The sequence below is a fragment of the Priestia sp. TRN 1309 genome, assembly GCF_050846875.1.
GTDB classification, from domain to species: Bacteria; Bacillota; Bacilli; order Bacillales; family Bacillaceae_H; genus Priestia; species Priestia zanthoxyli.
Window position 1 is genome coordinate 371417 of record NZ_JBOZGM010000001.1, and the last position, 14686, is coordinate 386102.

At 39.0% G+C, this 14686-nt stretch carries 13 protein-coding genes; all 13 read left to right on the forward strand.

What is annotated here, in order from left to right; all coding sequences use genetic code 11:
* Window positions 1-19 precede the first annotated feature (19 nt).
* Complete coding sequence (locus tag ACRPLQ_RS01920; protein ID WP_013058820.1) at window positions 20-772, forward strand: ClpP family protease; 753 nt, start codon at window positions 20-22, stop codon at window positions 770-772.
* Window positions 769-978: a YlzJ-like family protein gene (locus ACRPLQ_RS01925; RefSeq protein ID WP_028411391.1), complete on the forward strand. Its 210-nt coding sequence runs from the start codon at window positions 769-771 to the stop codon at window positions 976-978. Before ACRPLQ_RS01920 ends, ACRPLQ_RS01925 begins: the two co-directional genes overlap by 4 nt.
* 138 nt (window positions 979-1116) lie before the next feature.
* Window positions 1117-3474 carry an FtsK/SpoIIIE family DNA translocase gene (locus tag ACRPLQ_RS01930; RefSeq protein WP_047749914.1) on the forward strand — a complete coding sequence of 786 codons (2358 nt, stop codon included), beginning with the start codon at window positions 1117-1119 and terminating at the stop codon, window positions 3472-3474.
* Between the two features lie 639 nt (window positions 3475-4113).
* Window positions 4114-4839 (forward strand): GntR family transcriptional regulator, encoded by a 726-nt coding sequence (locus tag ACRPLQ_RS01935; protein ID WP_432235647.1) that lies wholly within the window; start codon window positions 4114-4116, stop codon window positions 4837-4839.
* A gap of 133 nt (window positions 4840-4972) precedes the next feature.
* Window positions 4973-6061 carry a BMP family lipoprotein gene (locus tag ACRPLQ_RS01940; protein ID WP_028411388.1) on the forward strand — a complete coding sequence of 363 codons (1089 nt, stop codon included), beginning with the start codon at window positions 4973-4975 and terminating at the stop codon, window positions 6059-6061.
* Window positions 6062-6180: 119 nt separating this feature from the next.
* A complete protein-coding gene (locus tag ACRPLQ_RS01945; RefSeq protein ID WP_028411387.1) occupies window positions 6181-7710 on the forward strand; it encodes an ABC transporter ATP-binding protein in 1530 nt (509 codons plus the stop codon).
* A complete protein-coding gene (locus tag ACRPLQ_RS01950) occupies window positions 7707-8768 on the forward strand; it encodes an ABC transporter permease (RefSeq protein WP_432235648.1) in 1062 nt (353 codons plus the stop codon). Before ACRPLQ_RS01945 ends, ACRPLQ_RS01950 begins: the two co-directional genes overlap by 4 nt.
* Window positions 8765-9724 (forward strand): ABC transporter permease, encoded by a 960-nt coding sequence (locus ACRPLQ_RS01955; protein ID WP_074893335.1) that lies wholly within the window; start codon window positions 8765-8767, stop codon window positions 9722-9724. Before ACRPLQ_RS01950 ends, ACRPLQ_RS01955 begins: the two co-directional genes overlap by 4 nt.
* Before the next feature lie 258 nt (window positions 9725-9982).
* A complete protein-coding gene (gene yfmF, locus ACRPLQ_RS01960) occupies window positions 9983-11278 on the forward strand; it encodes an EF-P 5-aminopentanol modification-associated protein YfmF (protein ID WP_028411385.1) in 1296 nt (431 codons plus the stop codon).
* Window positions 11265-12548 carry an EF-P 5-aminopentanol modification-associated protein YfmH gene (yfmH, locus tag ACRPLQ_RS01965; protein WP_025750276.1) on the forward strand — a complete coding sequence of 428 codons (1284 nt, stop codon included), beginning with the start codon at window positions 11265-11267 and terminating at the stop codon, window positions 12546-12548. The genes yfmF and yfmH overlap by 14 nt, the downstream gene beginning before the upstream one ends.
* A 63-nt stretch (window positions 12549-12611) precedes the next feature.
* Window positions 12612-13337 (forward strand): elongation factor P 5-aminopentanone reductase, encoded by a 726-nt coding sequence (gene ymfI / locus ACRPLQ_RS01970; RefSeq protein ID WP_311264942.1) that lies wholly within the window; start codon window positions 12612-12614, stop codon window positions 13335-13337.
* Window positions 13338-13402: 65 nt separating this feature from the next.
* A complete protein-coding gene (locus ACRPLQ_RS01975; protein WP_013058809.1) occupies window positions 13403-13663 on the forward strand; it encodes a DUF3243 domain-containing protein in 261 nt (86 codons plus the stop codon).
* Between the two features lie 213 nt (window positions 13664-13876).
* Window positions 13877-14668, forward strand: a complete 792-nt coding sequence (locus tag ACRPLQ_RS01980; RefSeq protein WP_013058808.1) for a DUF3388 domain-containing protein — start codon at window positions 13877-13879, stop codon at window positions 14666-14668.
* Window positions 14669-14686 lie beyond the last annotated feature (18 nt).

The following is a 14686-nucleotide window of genomic DNA, read 5'->3' on the forward strand; positions in this document are numbered from 1 at the left end:
AAGTGAAAGGAGCTAGAATATGTTTGAAAATAACGAAAGATTACATTCTGATGAAGCGCCTCAGCAGCCTAATAAAAATGAAGAAAGCAAGGGCGGAATATTAGATAAAATTCAACAATTGGGACAGACCAACGTGGCTCAGCTTCCTCAGGATTCTAATATTCACTGTTTAACGATTGTAGGACAAATCGAAGGGCACATGCAGCTGCCTCCTCAAAATAAAACGACAAAATATGAGCATGTCATCCCGCAAATTGTGGCGATTGAACAAAATCCAAAAATTGAAGGATTGCTTATTATTTTGAATACAGTAGGTGGAGATGTAGAAGCAGGTCTTGCCATTGCGGAAATGATTGCTTCGTTATCCAAGCCTTCTGTGTCCATTGTGCTAGGAGGCGGACATTCAATCGGTGTTCCAATTGCGGTTTCAACTGATTATTCGTATATTGCCGGTACAGCGACCATGACCATTCATCCCATTCGCTTAACGGGTCTTGTTATTGGTGTACCGCAAACATTCGAATACTTAGATAAAATGCAAGAGCGCGTGATTAACTTTGTGAGAGAACACTCTCATATTTCAGAAGAAAAGTTTAAAGAACTTATGTTTTCAAAAGGGAACTTAACGCGTGATATCGGGACAAATGTAGTTGGCGGAGATGCTGTTTCATACGGGTTAATTAACGAAGTAGGCGGAGTTGCTCAAGCAATCAAAAAATTGAATGAACTGATTGAGCAAGGACGTCAGAATGAGGAGCAGCTGCTGCAATGATTTTATATACAATGATGCCACAAGAACTGATTTTTCAGCAGTCTTATCATCAAGAACAATCTCAGCCAAAGCTTATTAATCATAATGGAATCCCGGTTATCGTTGAAGAAAATGAACAAAAACAACAGCAAATTGTGAGGGTTTTAAGCACGAATCCTCAAGATTATTTGAATGAAAATTATTATCCTGGTCAAATTTTGTCGTAAGGATTTCAGTATAATTATGGTGAATATGGTATAATGAATATGACGAAGAAGGCAGCCGCTGTATTGGCTGCTTTTTTATTCAACTGATAAAAGAAACAAAATCAACATAGGGTGTTGGACGTTGATTGGAGTGGAAAAATGGCAAAGAAAAAACGAAGAGGTCAAATAAAAAAGGATGAATGGAAACGCATATTGCGCTTTGAGCTTATTGGCTTATTTTTATTAGCGTTAACGTTAATTGCCATGGCAGGACTCGGTGCTGTAGGACAGGCTCTTGTACTCGTGGTCCGCTTATTTATTGGCGAATGGTATATGCTGTGTTTAATCGGAATGGTTATTCTATCTGTTTATATTATTTGGAAAAGAGAAATGCCTCCTTTAGTGACGCGGCAGCTTATCGGTACATACCTCATTATTTTATCTATTTTACTGTTTAGTCACGTGACGTTATTTGAAAATTTATCGAAAAACGGAACGTTTACAGATCCATCTGTCATTATGAATACGTGGGATTTGTATATGCTCGAAGCAACGGGACAATCGAATCACAGTGATTTAGGGGGAGGGATGATAGGAGCTATTATGTTTGCCATGTTCTACTATCTGTTTGATAGCTTAGGAACAGAACTTATCGCTGCCTTGCTTATTGTGATTGGGGTACTGCTCATTACCGGACGTTCGCTTCACGAAACGGTATTAAAACTTCTGTCACCTCTAGTTAATTTTTTAACAACGGAGTTAAAAGAAGGCTGGCAAGATATTCAGACGTGGAAACATAAGAAGAAAAAAGCCCCTAAAACAACAAAAAAGAGACGCCAAGAAAAAGCTGTTCAAGAACCTGAAGAAAGCGTGGAAATAGAAGTGGAAGCACCTTCGCCTCCAATTATTGAACACTTTGATTATGGAGAGGAAGAGTCTAGTCAATCTCCTGCTGCTCCTATAGCTCCGGTGCCTCCGGTTATGGAATCGAAGCCTGTAGCTGCTGCACCGCAACAGCCAAGGCCGCAAAAGGAACAGGAAGAAGAAAAAGCTCCTATGATTACCTTTACTGAAACGGAAAATAAAGAGTATGAGCTTCCTCCTATCAAGCTATTGACGATGCCAAAGAAAAGTAACCAGGCAAAAGAGCATAAAAACATTTATAAAAATGCCGAAAAGCTTGAAAAAACGTTTCAAAGTTTCGGCGTAAAAGCAAAAGTGGCAAAAGTTCACCTTGGACCAGCTGTTACAAAATATGAAGTATATCCTGATGTAGGAGTAAAAGTAAGTAAGATTGTCAATTTAAGTGATGATTTAGCACTTGCATTAGCTGCCAAAGATATTCGGATTGAAGCTCCAATTCCCGGGAAATCAGCGGTAGGAATTGAAGTGCCGAACGAAGAAGTAGCGATGGTTTCACTTAGAGAAGTACTTGAAGCGACTGAAAATAACCGACCTGATAAAAAGCTATTAGTTGGTTTAGGAAGAGATATTTCAGGCGAAGCTGTGCTAGCAGAGCTTAATAAAATGCCTCATATGCTTGTAGCAGGGGCAACAGGAAGCGGAAAAAGTGTGTGTATCAACGGTATTATTATTAGTATTTTAATGAGAACAAAGCCTCATGAAGTAAAATTAATGATGATTGACCCTAAAATGGTTGAGTTGAATATGTACAATGGTATTCCGCATTTATTGGCTCCTGTCGTAACAGATCCGAAAAAAGCTTCTCAAGCATTAAAGAAAGTTGTAAGTGAGATGGAGCGACGTTATGAGTTGTTCTCACACAGCGGAACGAGAAACATTGAAGGATATAACGATTTAGTAAAACGTATGAATGATGATGGAGACGCCGATGCAAAACAGCCGACTCTTCCTTATATTGTGGTGATTGTTGATGAGTTGGCTGACTTGATGATGGTTGCTTCATCTGACGTCGAAGATTCAATCACACGTCTTGCTCAAATGGCTCGTGCTGCCGGCATTCATTTGATTATTGCTACACAGCGACCATCAGTAGATGTTATTACTGGAGTTATTAAAGCAAACATTCCTTCCCGAATCGCTTTTAGTGTATCTTCACAAACTGACTCTCGTACGATCCTAGATATGGGAGGAGCTGAGAAGCTTCTAGGAAGAGGAGATATGCTGTTCATGCCTGTTGGAGCTTCAAAACCTGTGCGTGTGCAAGGTGCCTTTTTATCAGATGAAGAAGTAGAAGAGATTGTTGATTTTGTAATTGCACAGCAAAAAGCACAGTATCAAGAAGAAATGATTCCAACAGATGCCCCTGAACAAGTCGATGATTTTGCAGATGAGCTATATGACGAAGCGGTTCAGCTTGTGGCAGAAATGCAAACAGCTTCTGTTTCTATGCTGCAGCGACGCTTTCGAATTGGCTATAACCGGGCTGCACGCTTAATCGATGCGATGGAAGATCGTGGAGTGGTTGGGCCTTACGAAGGAAGTAAGCCGCGTTCGGTGCTGATTTCTCAGCAAAATGAAGATGTTGGATCTTAATAAGGTTATTAGAAAAGATGGAGCTGGGACAAAAGTATTTTAGCCTAAGTGAAAAACGAATCACTAATCAACATGTCTGATTAGCGGTTCGTTTTTTTTGTTAGGGTGAATATAGGTTTCATCCGTTTCGTTCCTTCTAGCAGTTGACTGAAAGACAAGGTGAAGACTCCTGCGGGAAGAGCGTAAGCGACGAGGAGACCCATCGCCCGCCCGTGGAAACCGAAGTCTTGCACGGAAATCAACTGCGGTGTCGCAAGCGTTTCAGCTCATGTATCTTATTTGTTTGTCTTTAGATTGGATTCATTTAGTTATGTTTCAACCTCATTTTTTTATGGAAGAAGAGACGGTAAGAATAGTATTATACAAAAATATGTCATGCTAAATAAATAAAATAAAAACGAATATTAAAAAATTTAATGACTAAAATGTTTGGGTTTTATCTAATATTAGAAGAAAAGTAGGTTGTTAGGTATGCTGACATTAAAAAATAACAAAAATTCATTTTTTAAAAAAATATTAAAAATTTTAACAAAAAATTAATATAACCTATTTATTTATCTGTCGAAAAATGATATATTATTTTCGATTAAGTAGTCGAACATCAGAGGTCTGATGACTTTTTAATATGGAGGAAGAGTGATGTCTATACGTGCGGATAATCGGCACTTGTATTTACAAGTGATTGATAAAATTAAACAAAATATAGAAAAAGGAATTTTTAAAGAAAAGGAAAGACTCCCTTCAGAGTTTGATTTATCAAAGCAGCTAGGGGTTAGCCGCGCAACGCTACGTGAGGCACTTCGCATATTAGAAGAAGAGAATATTATTGTTCGCAGACACGGCGTGGGAACATTTGTCAACACGAAGCCTACTTTTTTGTCAGGGATTGAGCAATTAAATAGTATAACACATATGATTGAACAAGCTGGTATGAAGGCCGGAACAATCTTCTTATCTTCTCAAATACAAGAGTTGTCTGAAAATGATTTAACACGTTTTGCTTGCGGGGAAGACAAACAGATTTTATTTGTTGAACGGGTGAGAACGGCAAACGGAGAGCCTGTTGTATATTGCATGGACAAGGTTCCTCAAGAAATATTGCCTGAAAATTTCGAATATAAACAGGAATCTTTGCTAGAAATTCTTGAAAAACAAGCAGGAAAGCACATTTCATACGCCGTGGCAAATATTGAGCCTCTAGGCTATCATGAAAAAGTTTCTCCTATTTTACAATGCGAGCCAGAAACCGCTTTGCTTGTGCTGAAACAAATGCATTATGACCAGTATGATGAACCCATTTTATATTCCATCAATTATTTTAAAGCAGATCAATTTAGTTTCCAAGTACTGCGTAAACGCGTCTAGTTTTTTTATGGTTAAATGTCAGAAAATTTACAACTATTTAACATTGTCCTTTTAAGGAGGTGTCAAATGTAGGTCACAGGGACGAAATAGAAAATTGGCTTTATACTTTTAAAACTATTCAGGGGGTTAAAACATGTTAAAACGTAAAACGGGACTTGCATTATCACTAGTATTAGCGGCAGGAACACTTTTAAGCGCGTGTGGCTCAAACGACGCAGATAAGAGCAGCGGAGATAAAAAAGCAGCGGATTTTAAAGTGGGAATGGTAACAGATACGGGCGGGGTAGATGATAAATCGTTTAACCAATCTGCTTGGGAAGGTCTAACAAAGTTTGGGAAAGACAACGGACTTGATGAAGGGACTGGATACAAATATTTGCAGTCTACAAAAGCATCTGAATACGAGAGCAACCTTTCTAAATTTGCTGAGAGTGGCTACAACTTGACGTATGGAATTGGCTTTTTGTTAAAAGAAGACATTAAAAAAGCAGCAAAGCAGTATCCAGATGCTAACTTTGCATTAGTAGACGATACGTTAAAGTCAGAAAACTTAGATAACGTGGCGAGCATTCTATTTAAAGAAGAGCAGGGCTCTTTCTTAGTAGGTGTAGTGGCAGCGAAACAAACGAAAACGAACAAAATCGGCTTTATCGGAGGCGTTGAATCTCCATTAATCAAGAAGTTTGAAAACGGATTTAAAGCAGGTGTTAAATCTGTAAACCCAGACGCTGAAGTTATTTCTCAATACGCGGAAAGTTTTAACTCTCCAGAAAAAGGATCAGCTATCGCTTCTACCATTTACAGCAAAGGCGCTGATATTATTTATCAAGCGGCTGGCGGTACTGGAAACGGCGTATTTACAGAAGCTAAAAACCGTTCAAAAGGCGGTAAAGACAAAAAGGTTTGGGTAATTGGAGTTGACCGCGATCAGCATGAAGAAGGTATGCCTGAAAACGTAACGTTAACTTCGATGGTAAAACGCGTTGACCTTGCTGTAGAAGATGTTGCAAAACAAGCAATGGACGACAAATTCCCAGGCGGTAAAGAGGTTGTGTTTGGCTTAAAAGAAGACGGAGTAGGAATTGCTCCATCACAAGATAATGTAAGCAAAGATGCGTTAAAAGCAGTTGATGAGTATAAGCAAAAAATTCTAGACGGTGACATTACAGTGCCTCAAACGGATAAAGAATTTAAAGAGTTTGAAAAAACGCTTAAAAAATAAGCTGATATCTGTTAAGCAATGATTATATGAGTATAAAAGGCTAGTGAAAACTAGCCTTTTTCATAGCCAAAAAACGGAAGACAGAATCCTGTAGCAGGCAGGAATAGGGAGTGAAAGTAGTGGAATATGTTATTGAAATGCTAGATATTCGCAAAGAGTTTCCCGGTATTGTCGCTAATGACAATATTACACTCCAAGTGAAAAAGGGAGAAATTCATGCTTTGTTAGGAGAAAATGGTGCAGGTAAGTCAACGCTGATGAACGTTTTATTTGGGCTTTATCAGCCTGAAAAAGGGCAGATTCGTGTAAACGGCCAAGAAGTCAAAATCACGGACCCTAACGTAGCGAATGACTTAGGAATTGGAATGGTTCATCAGCATTTTATGCTTGTTCAAAACTTTACAGTCACAGAAAATATTATTCTTGGGAACGAACCGACGCGAACGGGGAAAATCAATATTAAAAAAGCAGCTCAAGATATTCAAGAGCTTTCAAATCAATATGGATTATCGGTAGATCCATATGCGAAGATTCAAGATATCTCAGTTGGCATGCAGCAGCGAGTGGAAATTTTAAAGACGCTTTACAGAGGAGCCGATATTCTTATTTTTGATGAACCTACTGCCGCCTTAACACCTCAGGAAATTACGGAATTAATTCAAATTATGAAAAAATTAATTCAAGAAGGAAAGTCGATTATTTTAATTACGCATAAATTAAAAGAAATTATGTCAGTGTGTGACCGCTGTACAATTATTCGAAAAGGTGTCGGGGTTGGTACGGTAAATGTGCAAGAGACCAACCCTGATGAACTTGCTGCTTTAATGGTAGGAAGAGAAGTACATTTTAAAACTGAAAAGAAAACAGCGACTCCAAAAGAAGCTGTGTTAACAATAAAAGAATTAGTAGTAGAAGACAGCCGAGGAGTAGAGGCTGTAAGTTCACTTGATCTAAGCGTTCGAGCAGGCGAAATTGTAGGCATCGCGGGTGTGGATGGAAATGGCCAAACAGAGCTGATTGAGGCAATTACGGGTCTAAGAAAAATAAAGTCGGGCTCGGTCACGTTAAAAAATCAAGAGTTGTCTACGTTATCCACGCGTAAAATTACGGAGTCAGGAGTAGGTCATATTCCGCAGGATCGCCACAAGCATGGGCTGGTATTAGATTATACAATTGGTGAAAATATCGGTCTTCAAACGTATTATCAAAAGCCGATGTCTAAATCAGGTATTTTGAATTATAAAGAGCTGTATAAAAAAGCAAAAGAGTTAATTGCAGAATATGATGTGCGAACCCCTAGTGAATATACGCAAGCGCGATCGCTATCGGGCGGAAATCAGCAAAAAGCCATTATTGCCCGTGAAGTAGACCGCAGTCCGGAACTATTAATTGCAGCTCAGCCAACGAGGGGGCTGGATGTAGGAGCCATTGAATTTATTCATAAAAAGCTGATTGAAGAACGAGATAAAGGACGGGCAGTGCTGCTCGTTTCGCTAGAACTAGATGAAGTAATGAATCTAAGCGATCGCATTGCGGTTATTTATGAAGGGAAAATAGTTGACATTGTAGATCCAAAAGAAACGAATGAACAAGAGTTAGGTCTATTAATGGCAGGCGGTACGCGTGAGAAAGCGGGTGGAACAGCATGAATAAACTTGTGAAAAATGAACGTGTAATGATGATTTTGATCCCTGTTGTATCGGCCATATTAGGACTCATTGCCGGAGCGGTTATTATGTTACTAGGCGGCTATGATCCAATGCTTGGCTATCAATCTCTTTTTGACGGGATGTTTGGAACGCCAAAAGCCATTGGAGAAACGATTCGTGCCATGACGCCTCTTGCTCTGGCCGGTATTGCGGTTGCGTTTGCTTATAAAACCGGTCTCTTTAACATTGGAGTAGAAGGACAGCTTTTAGTTGGCTGGTTGGCTTCAGTATGGGTTGGGTATGCGTTTGATTTACCAGCAGTCATTCATATTCCTTTAGCTGTATTAGCAGCAGCTGCAGCTGGAGCAATTTGGGCGTTTATTCCAGGATTTTTAAAAGCAAAATTTCATGTTCATGAAGTAATTGTTTCCATCATGATGAACTATATTGCCCTTTACACCACGAGCAGCTTAATCCGTACGTATTTATACGCGGGTAATGAAAAATCGTATGATATTAAAGAATCGGCATCTTTAGCATCAAGCTTTTTAGCACAGTTAACCAATAACTCCCGCCTTCATTACGGCATTCTTATTACCATCGCTGCAGCCGTCGTAATGTGGTTTATTTTGAATAAAACAGCTAAGGGCTTCGAGCTAAGAGCCGTTGGTTTTAATCAGCATGCTTCACAGTATGCAGGAATGAATGTAGGCCGAAACATTGTGTTATCCATGGCAATTTCAGGCGCTTTTGCCGGGCTTGCCGGGGCTATGGAAGGGCTTGGAACATTTCAGTATATGGGCACATTCACTGCGTTTACGGGTACGGGATTTGACGGTATTGCCGTAGCCCTTTTAGGAGCTAACAGCGCAATTGGAATTTTATTAGCTTCATTTTTTTTCGGAGGACTGCAAACTGCGGCTCCTCAAATGAACTTTATGACAGGCGTACCGTCTGAATTAATTCAAATTGTCATTGCGCTTATTATCTTTTTTGTTGCATCTAGTTATTTAATTCGCTGGGTGCTTGGCCGTGCAGGCAAGGGGGGAGCAAAATGAACTTCTTAGAGGTATTAGCCATTATTATTCCAGCGGCGCTTTATTCAGCTGCACCGCTTATCTTTACCGCGCTTGGAGGGATATTTAGTGAACGTTCCGGGGTCGTGAACATTGGATTAGAAGGGCTGATGATGTTTGGCGCGTTCACAGGTATTGTTTCAACCCTTTTACTTCAGGATTCATTAGGTGCTTGGGCCCCGTGGATAGCAATAGTAATTGCGGCTGTTGTTTGCGCTGTGTTCTCGCTGATTCATGCTGTTGCAAGCATTACATTAAAAGCAGATCAAACTGTAAGTGGTGTAGCCCTGAATTTTCTAGCTGCGGGTCTTTCAATCTTTTTAATTAAAAAGATTTTTGGGAAAGGACAAACAGATTTTATTCAATTCCGTATCGATAAAGTAAGTATTCCAGGTTTATCAGACATTCCAGTAATCGGTAAAATTCTGTTTTCGAACGTTCCTATTACGTCTTATATTGCGATTGCGCTAGCTTTTGCTGTATGGTACATCATTTATAAAACGCCGTTTGGTCTCCGTCTTCGTTCAGTTGGTGAACACCCAATGGCAGCAGACACGATGGGGATCAAAGTTGTGAGAATGCGTTACGTTGGCGTTATGATTTCCGGCATGTTCGCTGGAATCGGCGGAGCGGTGTATGCCACGTCTATCGCTACAAACTTTGCAGCGGGAACGATTGCTGGACAAGGGTTCCTTGCTATTGCGGCCATGATTTTCGGGAAGTGGCATCCTATTGGTGCTTTAGGTGCAGCCATGTTTTTCGGATTAGCACAGTCTTTGAGTATCACGGGAGCTCAGATTCCGGTTATTCAAGATATCCCATCCGTCCTTTTAACCATTGCACCGTACGTATTAACAATCTTAGCGCTTACTGGTTTTGTAGGACGTGCTGAGGCTCCTAAAGCGCTGGGCGTTCCTTATGAAAAAGGCCGCCGCTAATAAATCCTCTATACGAGGTCTAACAATGACTAAAGTTGGATAAATATAGAAGGTGGAGACAAAGAAATCATATTCTTTTCTCCGCCTTTTTTTCATTGAGAGAAAGAATATGAAAAGAAATGAGGAAGCGCGCGGCAAGTTACTTGAAAATGTTTCCTTGAATTCGATATAGTGGTTATAAGACTAAAATTAGCGTTAAAGATTCAAAATAGAAGTATTGTCTAGTTAATACATCAAAATTTAAAAGGAGGTTTATATATGAAATTATTGACTGAACAAAAACATGAACTAGAAGGATTGACTGTTCATACCATTCAAACAGCTAAGTACAAAACAAACACGTTCATTTTAAAACTAAATGCCCCTTTAGATAAGAAAACGGTGACAATGCGTGCCCTTTTACCTTATGTGCTTCAAAGCGCTACCGAGTCGCTGCCGTCTACGACAAAGCTTCGTACATATTTAGATGAGCTTTATGGTGCTACTTTACAAGTAGACTTAACAAAAAAAGGTGATAACCACGATATTACGATTCGCATTGATATAGCGAATGAAAAATATTTGAAAGATTCAACTCCGCTTTTGCAAAAAGCGTTAGCTCTTCTTGGCGATATTTTATTAAAGCCAGCAGTTGAAGGGGACTCTTTTTTAACGGATATTATGACAAAAGAAAAGCGTTCGCTTCGTCAGCGAATTCAAGCCGTATTTGATGATAAAATGCGCTATGCTAATTTAAGACTAGTTGAAGAAATGTGTAAGGAAGAACCTTACTCTTTACATGTAAACGGTCAAATTGACGATGTGGAAGAAATTACAGGTGAAAGTTTGTACGCCTATTATCAGCAGGTGTTAAAAGAAGATGCCATTCACCTTTATGCTATTGGAGATTTGCAAGTCGAAGAGGTTTTACAAACAGTAAAAGAAACATTTACTTTACCAAAGCGCGAGCAAAAAGACATTGAAGATTCTATCACGTCTAAAGAGATCTCAAACGTAAATGAAGTGGTGGAAAAACAAGAAGTCAAACAAGGGAAATTAAATATTGGCTATCGTACAAACGTTGTATACGGAGATAGACAGTATTTTGCTCTTCAAGTATTCAATGGGATATTCGGAGGGTTCTCACATTCCAAGCTATTTATTAACGTGCGTGAAAAAGCGAGCTTAGCTTACTATGCTGCTTCGAGAGTAGAGAGTCATAAAGGATTACTAATGGTCATGTCGGGTATTGATGCTAAAAATTACGACCAAGCTGTTACGATTATTAAAGAACAAATGCAGGAAATGAAACAAGGATCGTTTACAGACGGCGAAATCGCTCAAACGAAAGCCGTTATTCACAACCAACTGCTTGAAACGGTGGATACTCCACGAGGACTAGTAGAGGTTATGTATCATAATGAATTAACGGGTAAAGATATTTCAATTGATGAATACTTAAAGCATATTGATGCGGTATCTAAGCAGGAAATTATTAAAGTGGCTGAGAAAATTGAAATGGATACAATTTATTTCTTAACAGGAACGGGCGGTGAAGAAAATGGAGAAAATTGAATTTTCGCAGCTTCAAGAACAGCTGTATCATGAAAAAATGGATAACGGGCTGCAGGTATACATTTTGCCAAAACCGGAGTTTAACAAAACGTTTGCCACTTTTACAACAAACTACGGATCGATTGACAATCAATTTGTACCGCTAAATGAAAATGAAATGACAAAAGTTCCGGATGGAATTGCCCACTTTTTAGAGCATAAATTATTTGAAAAAGAAGACGGAGATGTCTTTCAGCAGTTTAGTAAACAAGGTGCTTCGGCCAATGCATTTACTTCTTTTACCCGCACAGCTTACTTATTCAGCTGTACATCTAACTTTGAAGAAAATCTTGAAACATTAGTGGACTTTGTACAAGAGCCGTACTTCTCAGAAAAAACGGTAGAAAAAGAAAAGGGCATTATCGGTCAAGAAATTACAATGTATGACGACAATCCGGACTGGCGCTTGTATTTTGGTACCATTCAAAATATGTACAAAAACCATCCTGTTAAAATTGATATTGCTGGCACGATCGAATCAATTTCACATATTAATAAAGATTTACTGTACACATGCTATGAAACGTTTTATCATCCGAGCAACATGCTGTTGTTCATTGTAGGTCCTGTTGATGCGGAAAAAGTAATGAAGCAAGTTCGAGACAATCAGCAGAAAAAAGATTATAAAGAAATCTCTGACATACAGCGTCATTTTGACGAAGAGCCTGAAACGGTGGATCAAGAAAAACAAGTATTAAAAATGCCGGTGCAGTCTTCGAAATGTATGGTGGGTCTAAAAGCGAAAAATCCGCAGCGTTCAGGCGGAGAAATGCTTAAATACGAGTTAGCAATGAATATCATTTTAGATTATGCATTTGGAAAAAGCTCTTCGTACTATGAGGAGTTGTATGCAGACGGACTCATTGATGAAACGTTTGCGTATGATTATACGGAGGAAAGAGGATTTGGTTTTGCTCTTATCGGAGGAGATACGGATCAACCGGAACAGCTGTATGATCGAGTTAAACAAATTTTACTTGAAATGAAAACAAAATCACTAACAGAAGAGGAACTTGAACGTATTCGTAAAAAGAAAATCGGCGGATTTTTACGTTCATTAAACTCACCTGAGTTTATCGCTAATCAGTTTACACGCTATGCGTTTAATGATATGAATTTATTTGATATTGTTGAAACGCTAGAAAAACTGAAGGTAAACGAAATAAAAGATGTGCTAAACGAGATTATTGATGAAAAGAACTTTACGGTTTGTGAAGTAGTACCTAAATAAAGATGATTGTTGCCAAAAAAGCTGATGTTCATCAGCTTTTTTGCATGTAAAGGAGAGAAGGCTATGGAGAAATTTGCCCTTGTGACAGGTGCAAGCGGAGGAATTGGCACAGCGATTGCTAAGCAATTGGCTGAAGATGGATACTCGCTTATTTTGCACTATCATCAACGAAAAGACAAAATAGAGGCGCTTGCACATGAGCTAGCTGAAAAGGTGAAAACCGTGTTTACAGTACAAGCGGATTTATCATGTAAAGAGGGAGTGGAGAAGTTTTTAAAGGAGATTATTGTTCCCGTAGAAGTTATTATTCATAACAGCGGACGAAGCATTAGCGGGTTAATGACAGATGCTTCGGCAAATGAAACCGAAGAAATGATCTATCTTCACATCACGGCTCCCTTTGTTATTACAAAAGCTTTGCTGCCTAAAATGATCAGTGCTAAAAGCGGACAAATTATCATGATTTCTTCCATTTGGGGACTTACAGGAGCTTCGTTTGAAGTTCTTTATTCAATGGTAAAAGGCGCCCAAAATACGTTTGTAAAAGCTTTGGCAAAAGAAGTTGCATTAAGTGGAATTCGCGTCAATGGAGTTGCGCCCGGAGCGATTGAAACGGATATGATGGCCAGCTATTCAAAAGAAGAGGTTAAAGAGCTGGCTGAAGAGATCCCTTTAGGAAGAATAGGATATCCAAAAGAAGTGGCAGATGCGGTTTCATATTTAATATCTTCACGTGCTTCGTATATAACTGGACAAATATTATCGGTTAATGGCGGTTGGTACATATAAAGTGTGCATAAAATTAAAAACAAGGTACAAACTATGATATGAATAAACCTTAAGGAGGGCTACTCATGTCAGTATTAGAAAACTGGGATAGCTGGAAAGATTTTTTAGGCGACCGTTTACATCATGCACAAAACGAAGGAATGCAAGAAGAAGTTATTCATGATCTTGCTTATCAAATTGGTGGATATTTAGCAAACCAAGTTGATGCAAAAAATGATCAAGAGCGAATTTTAGCAGACCTTTGGAGCGTTGCTTCTAAAGAAGAGCAGCATGCGATTGCGAGCAGCATGGTGAAATTAGTTCAAAATAACGGATCAGTAAAATAAGTTATCGTTTCTAAAAAGGAGCTAATTCACCGCGTGTGAAAGCTCCTTTTTTCTTAGAATTAAATAGTACAAATAAATAAGCGCTTACATACATAACAAATGTAGAACTACTTGCCTTTAGGGTTTATAATATAATGGAAATCATTTATAGTTAAACTAGGTGAAAAAAAGGGGGCACCTCTCGAAGGCCAGCCAAGAAATGGGAGGGGTTTGATGGAGAAAATTGAGTGGTATTTAGAATATCAAATACAAAAAAATCGTCCGGGTCTTTTAGGTGATATTTCATCGCTTCTTGGAATGTTGTCAATTAATATTGTCACAATTAATGGAGTGGATGATATTCGCCGTGGATTATTGCTGCGCTGTGATTCACATGAGCAAATAGACAGGCTTGAATCTATTTTGAAAACAATGGATAATATCATTGTGACAAAAATGAGACCGCCTAAATTGCGTGATAAGTTAGCAGTGCGTCACGGTCGCTATATTCAGCGTGACGCAGATGATAAAAAGACATTCCGTTTCGTAAGAGATGAATTAGGTTTGCTCGTAGATTTTATGGCGGAACTGTTTAAACAAGACGGTCATAAGCTTATCGGTATTCGAGGTATGCCGCGAGTAGGCAAAACCGAATCGATTGTAGCAGCTAGCGTATGTGCGAACAAAAGGTGGCTTTTTGTGTCTTCTACACTCTTAAAACAAACGATTCGCAGTCAGCTTATTGCTGACGAATACAACGCTGATAATATTTTTATCATTGACGGGATTGTATCGACAAAACGAGCGAATGAAAAGCACTGGCAGCTTGTTCGAGAAGTAATGAATGTACCCGCGACAAAAATCGTGGAGCATCCGGATGTATTTGTACAAAATACCGAGTATTCGTTAGATGATTTTGCCTACATTATTGAAATAAGAAATGACCCCAATGAGAAGATTACATATGAAATAATGGAAGGTCCTCAAATGTTTCAAGACGGTGGATTATCGATGTTTGATTTTTAGCATAATTGGTAGGTGTTA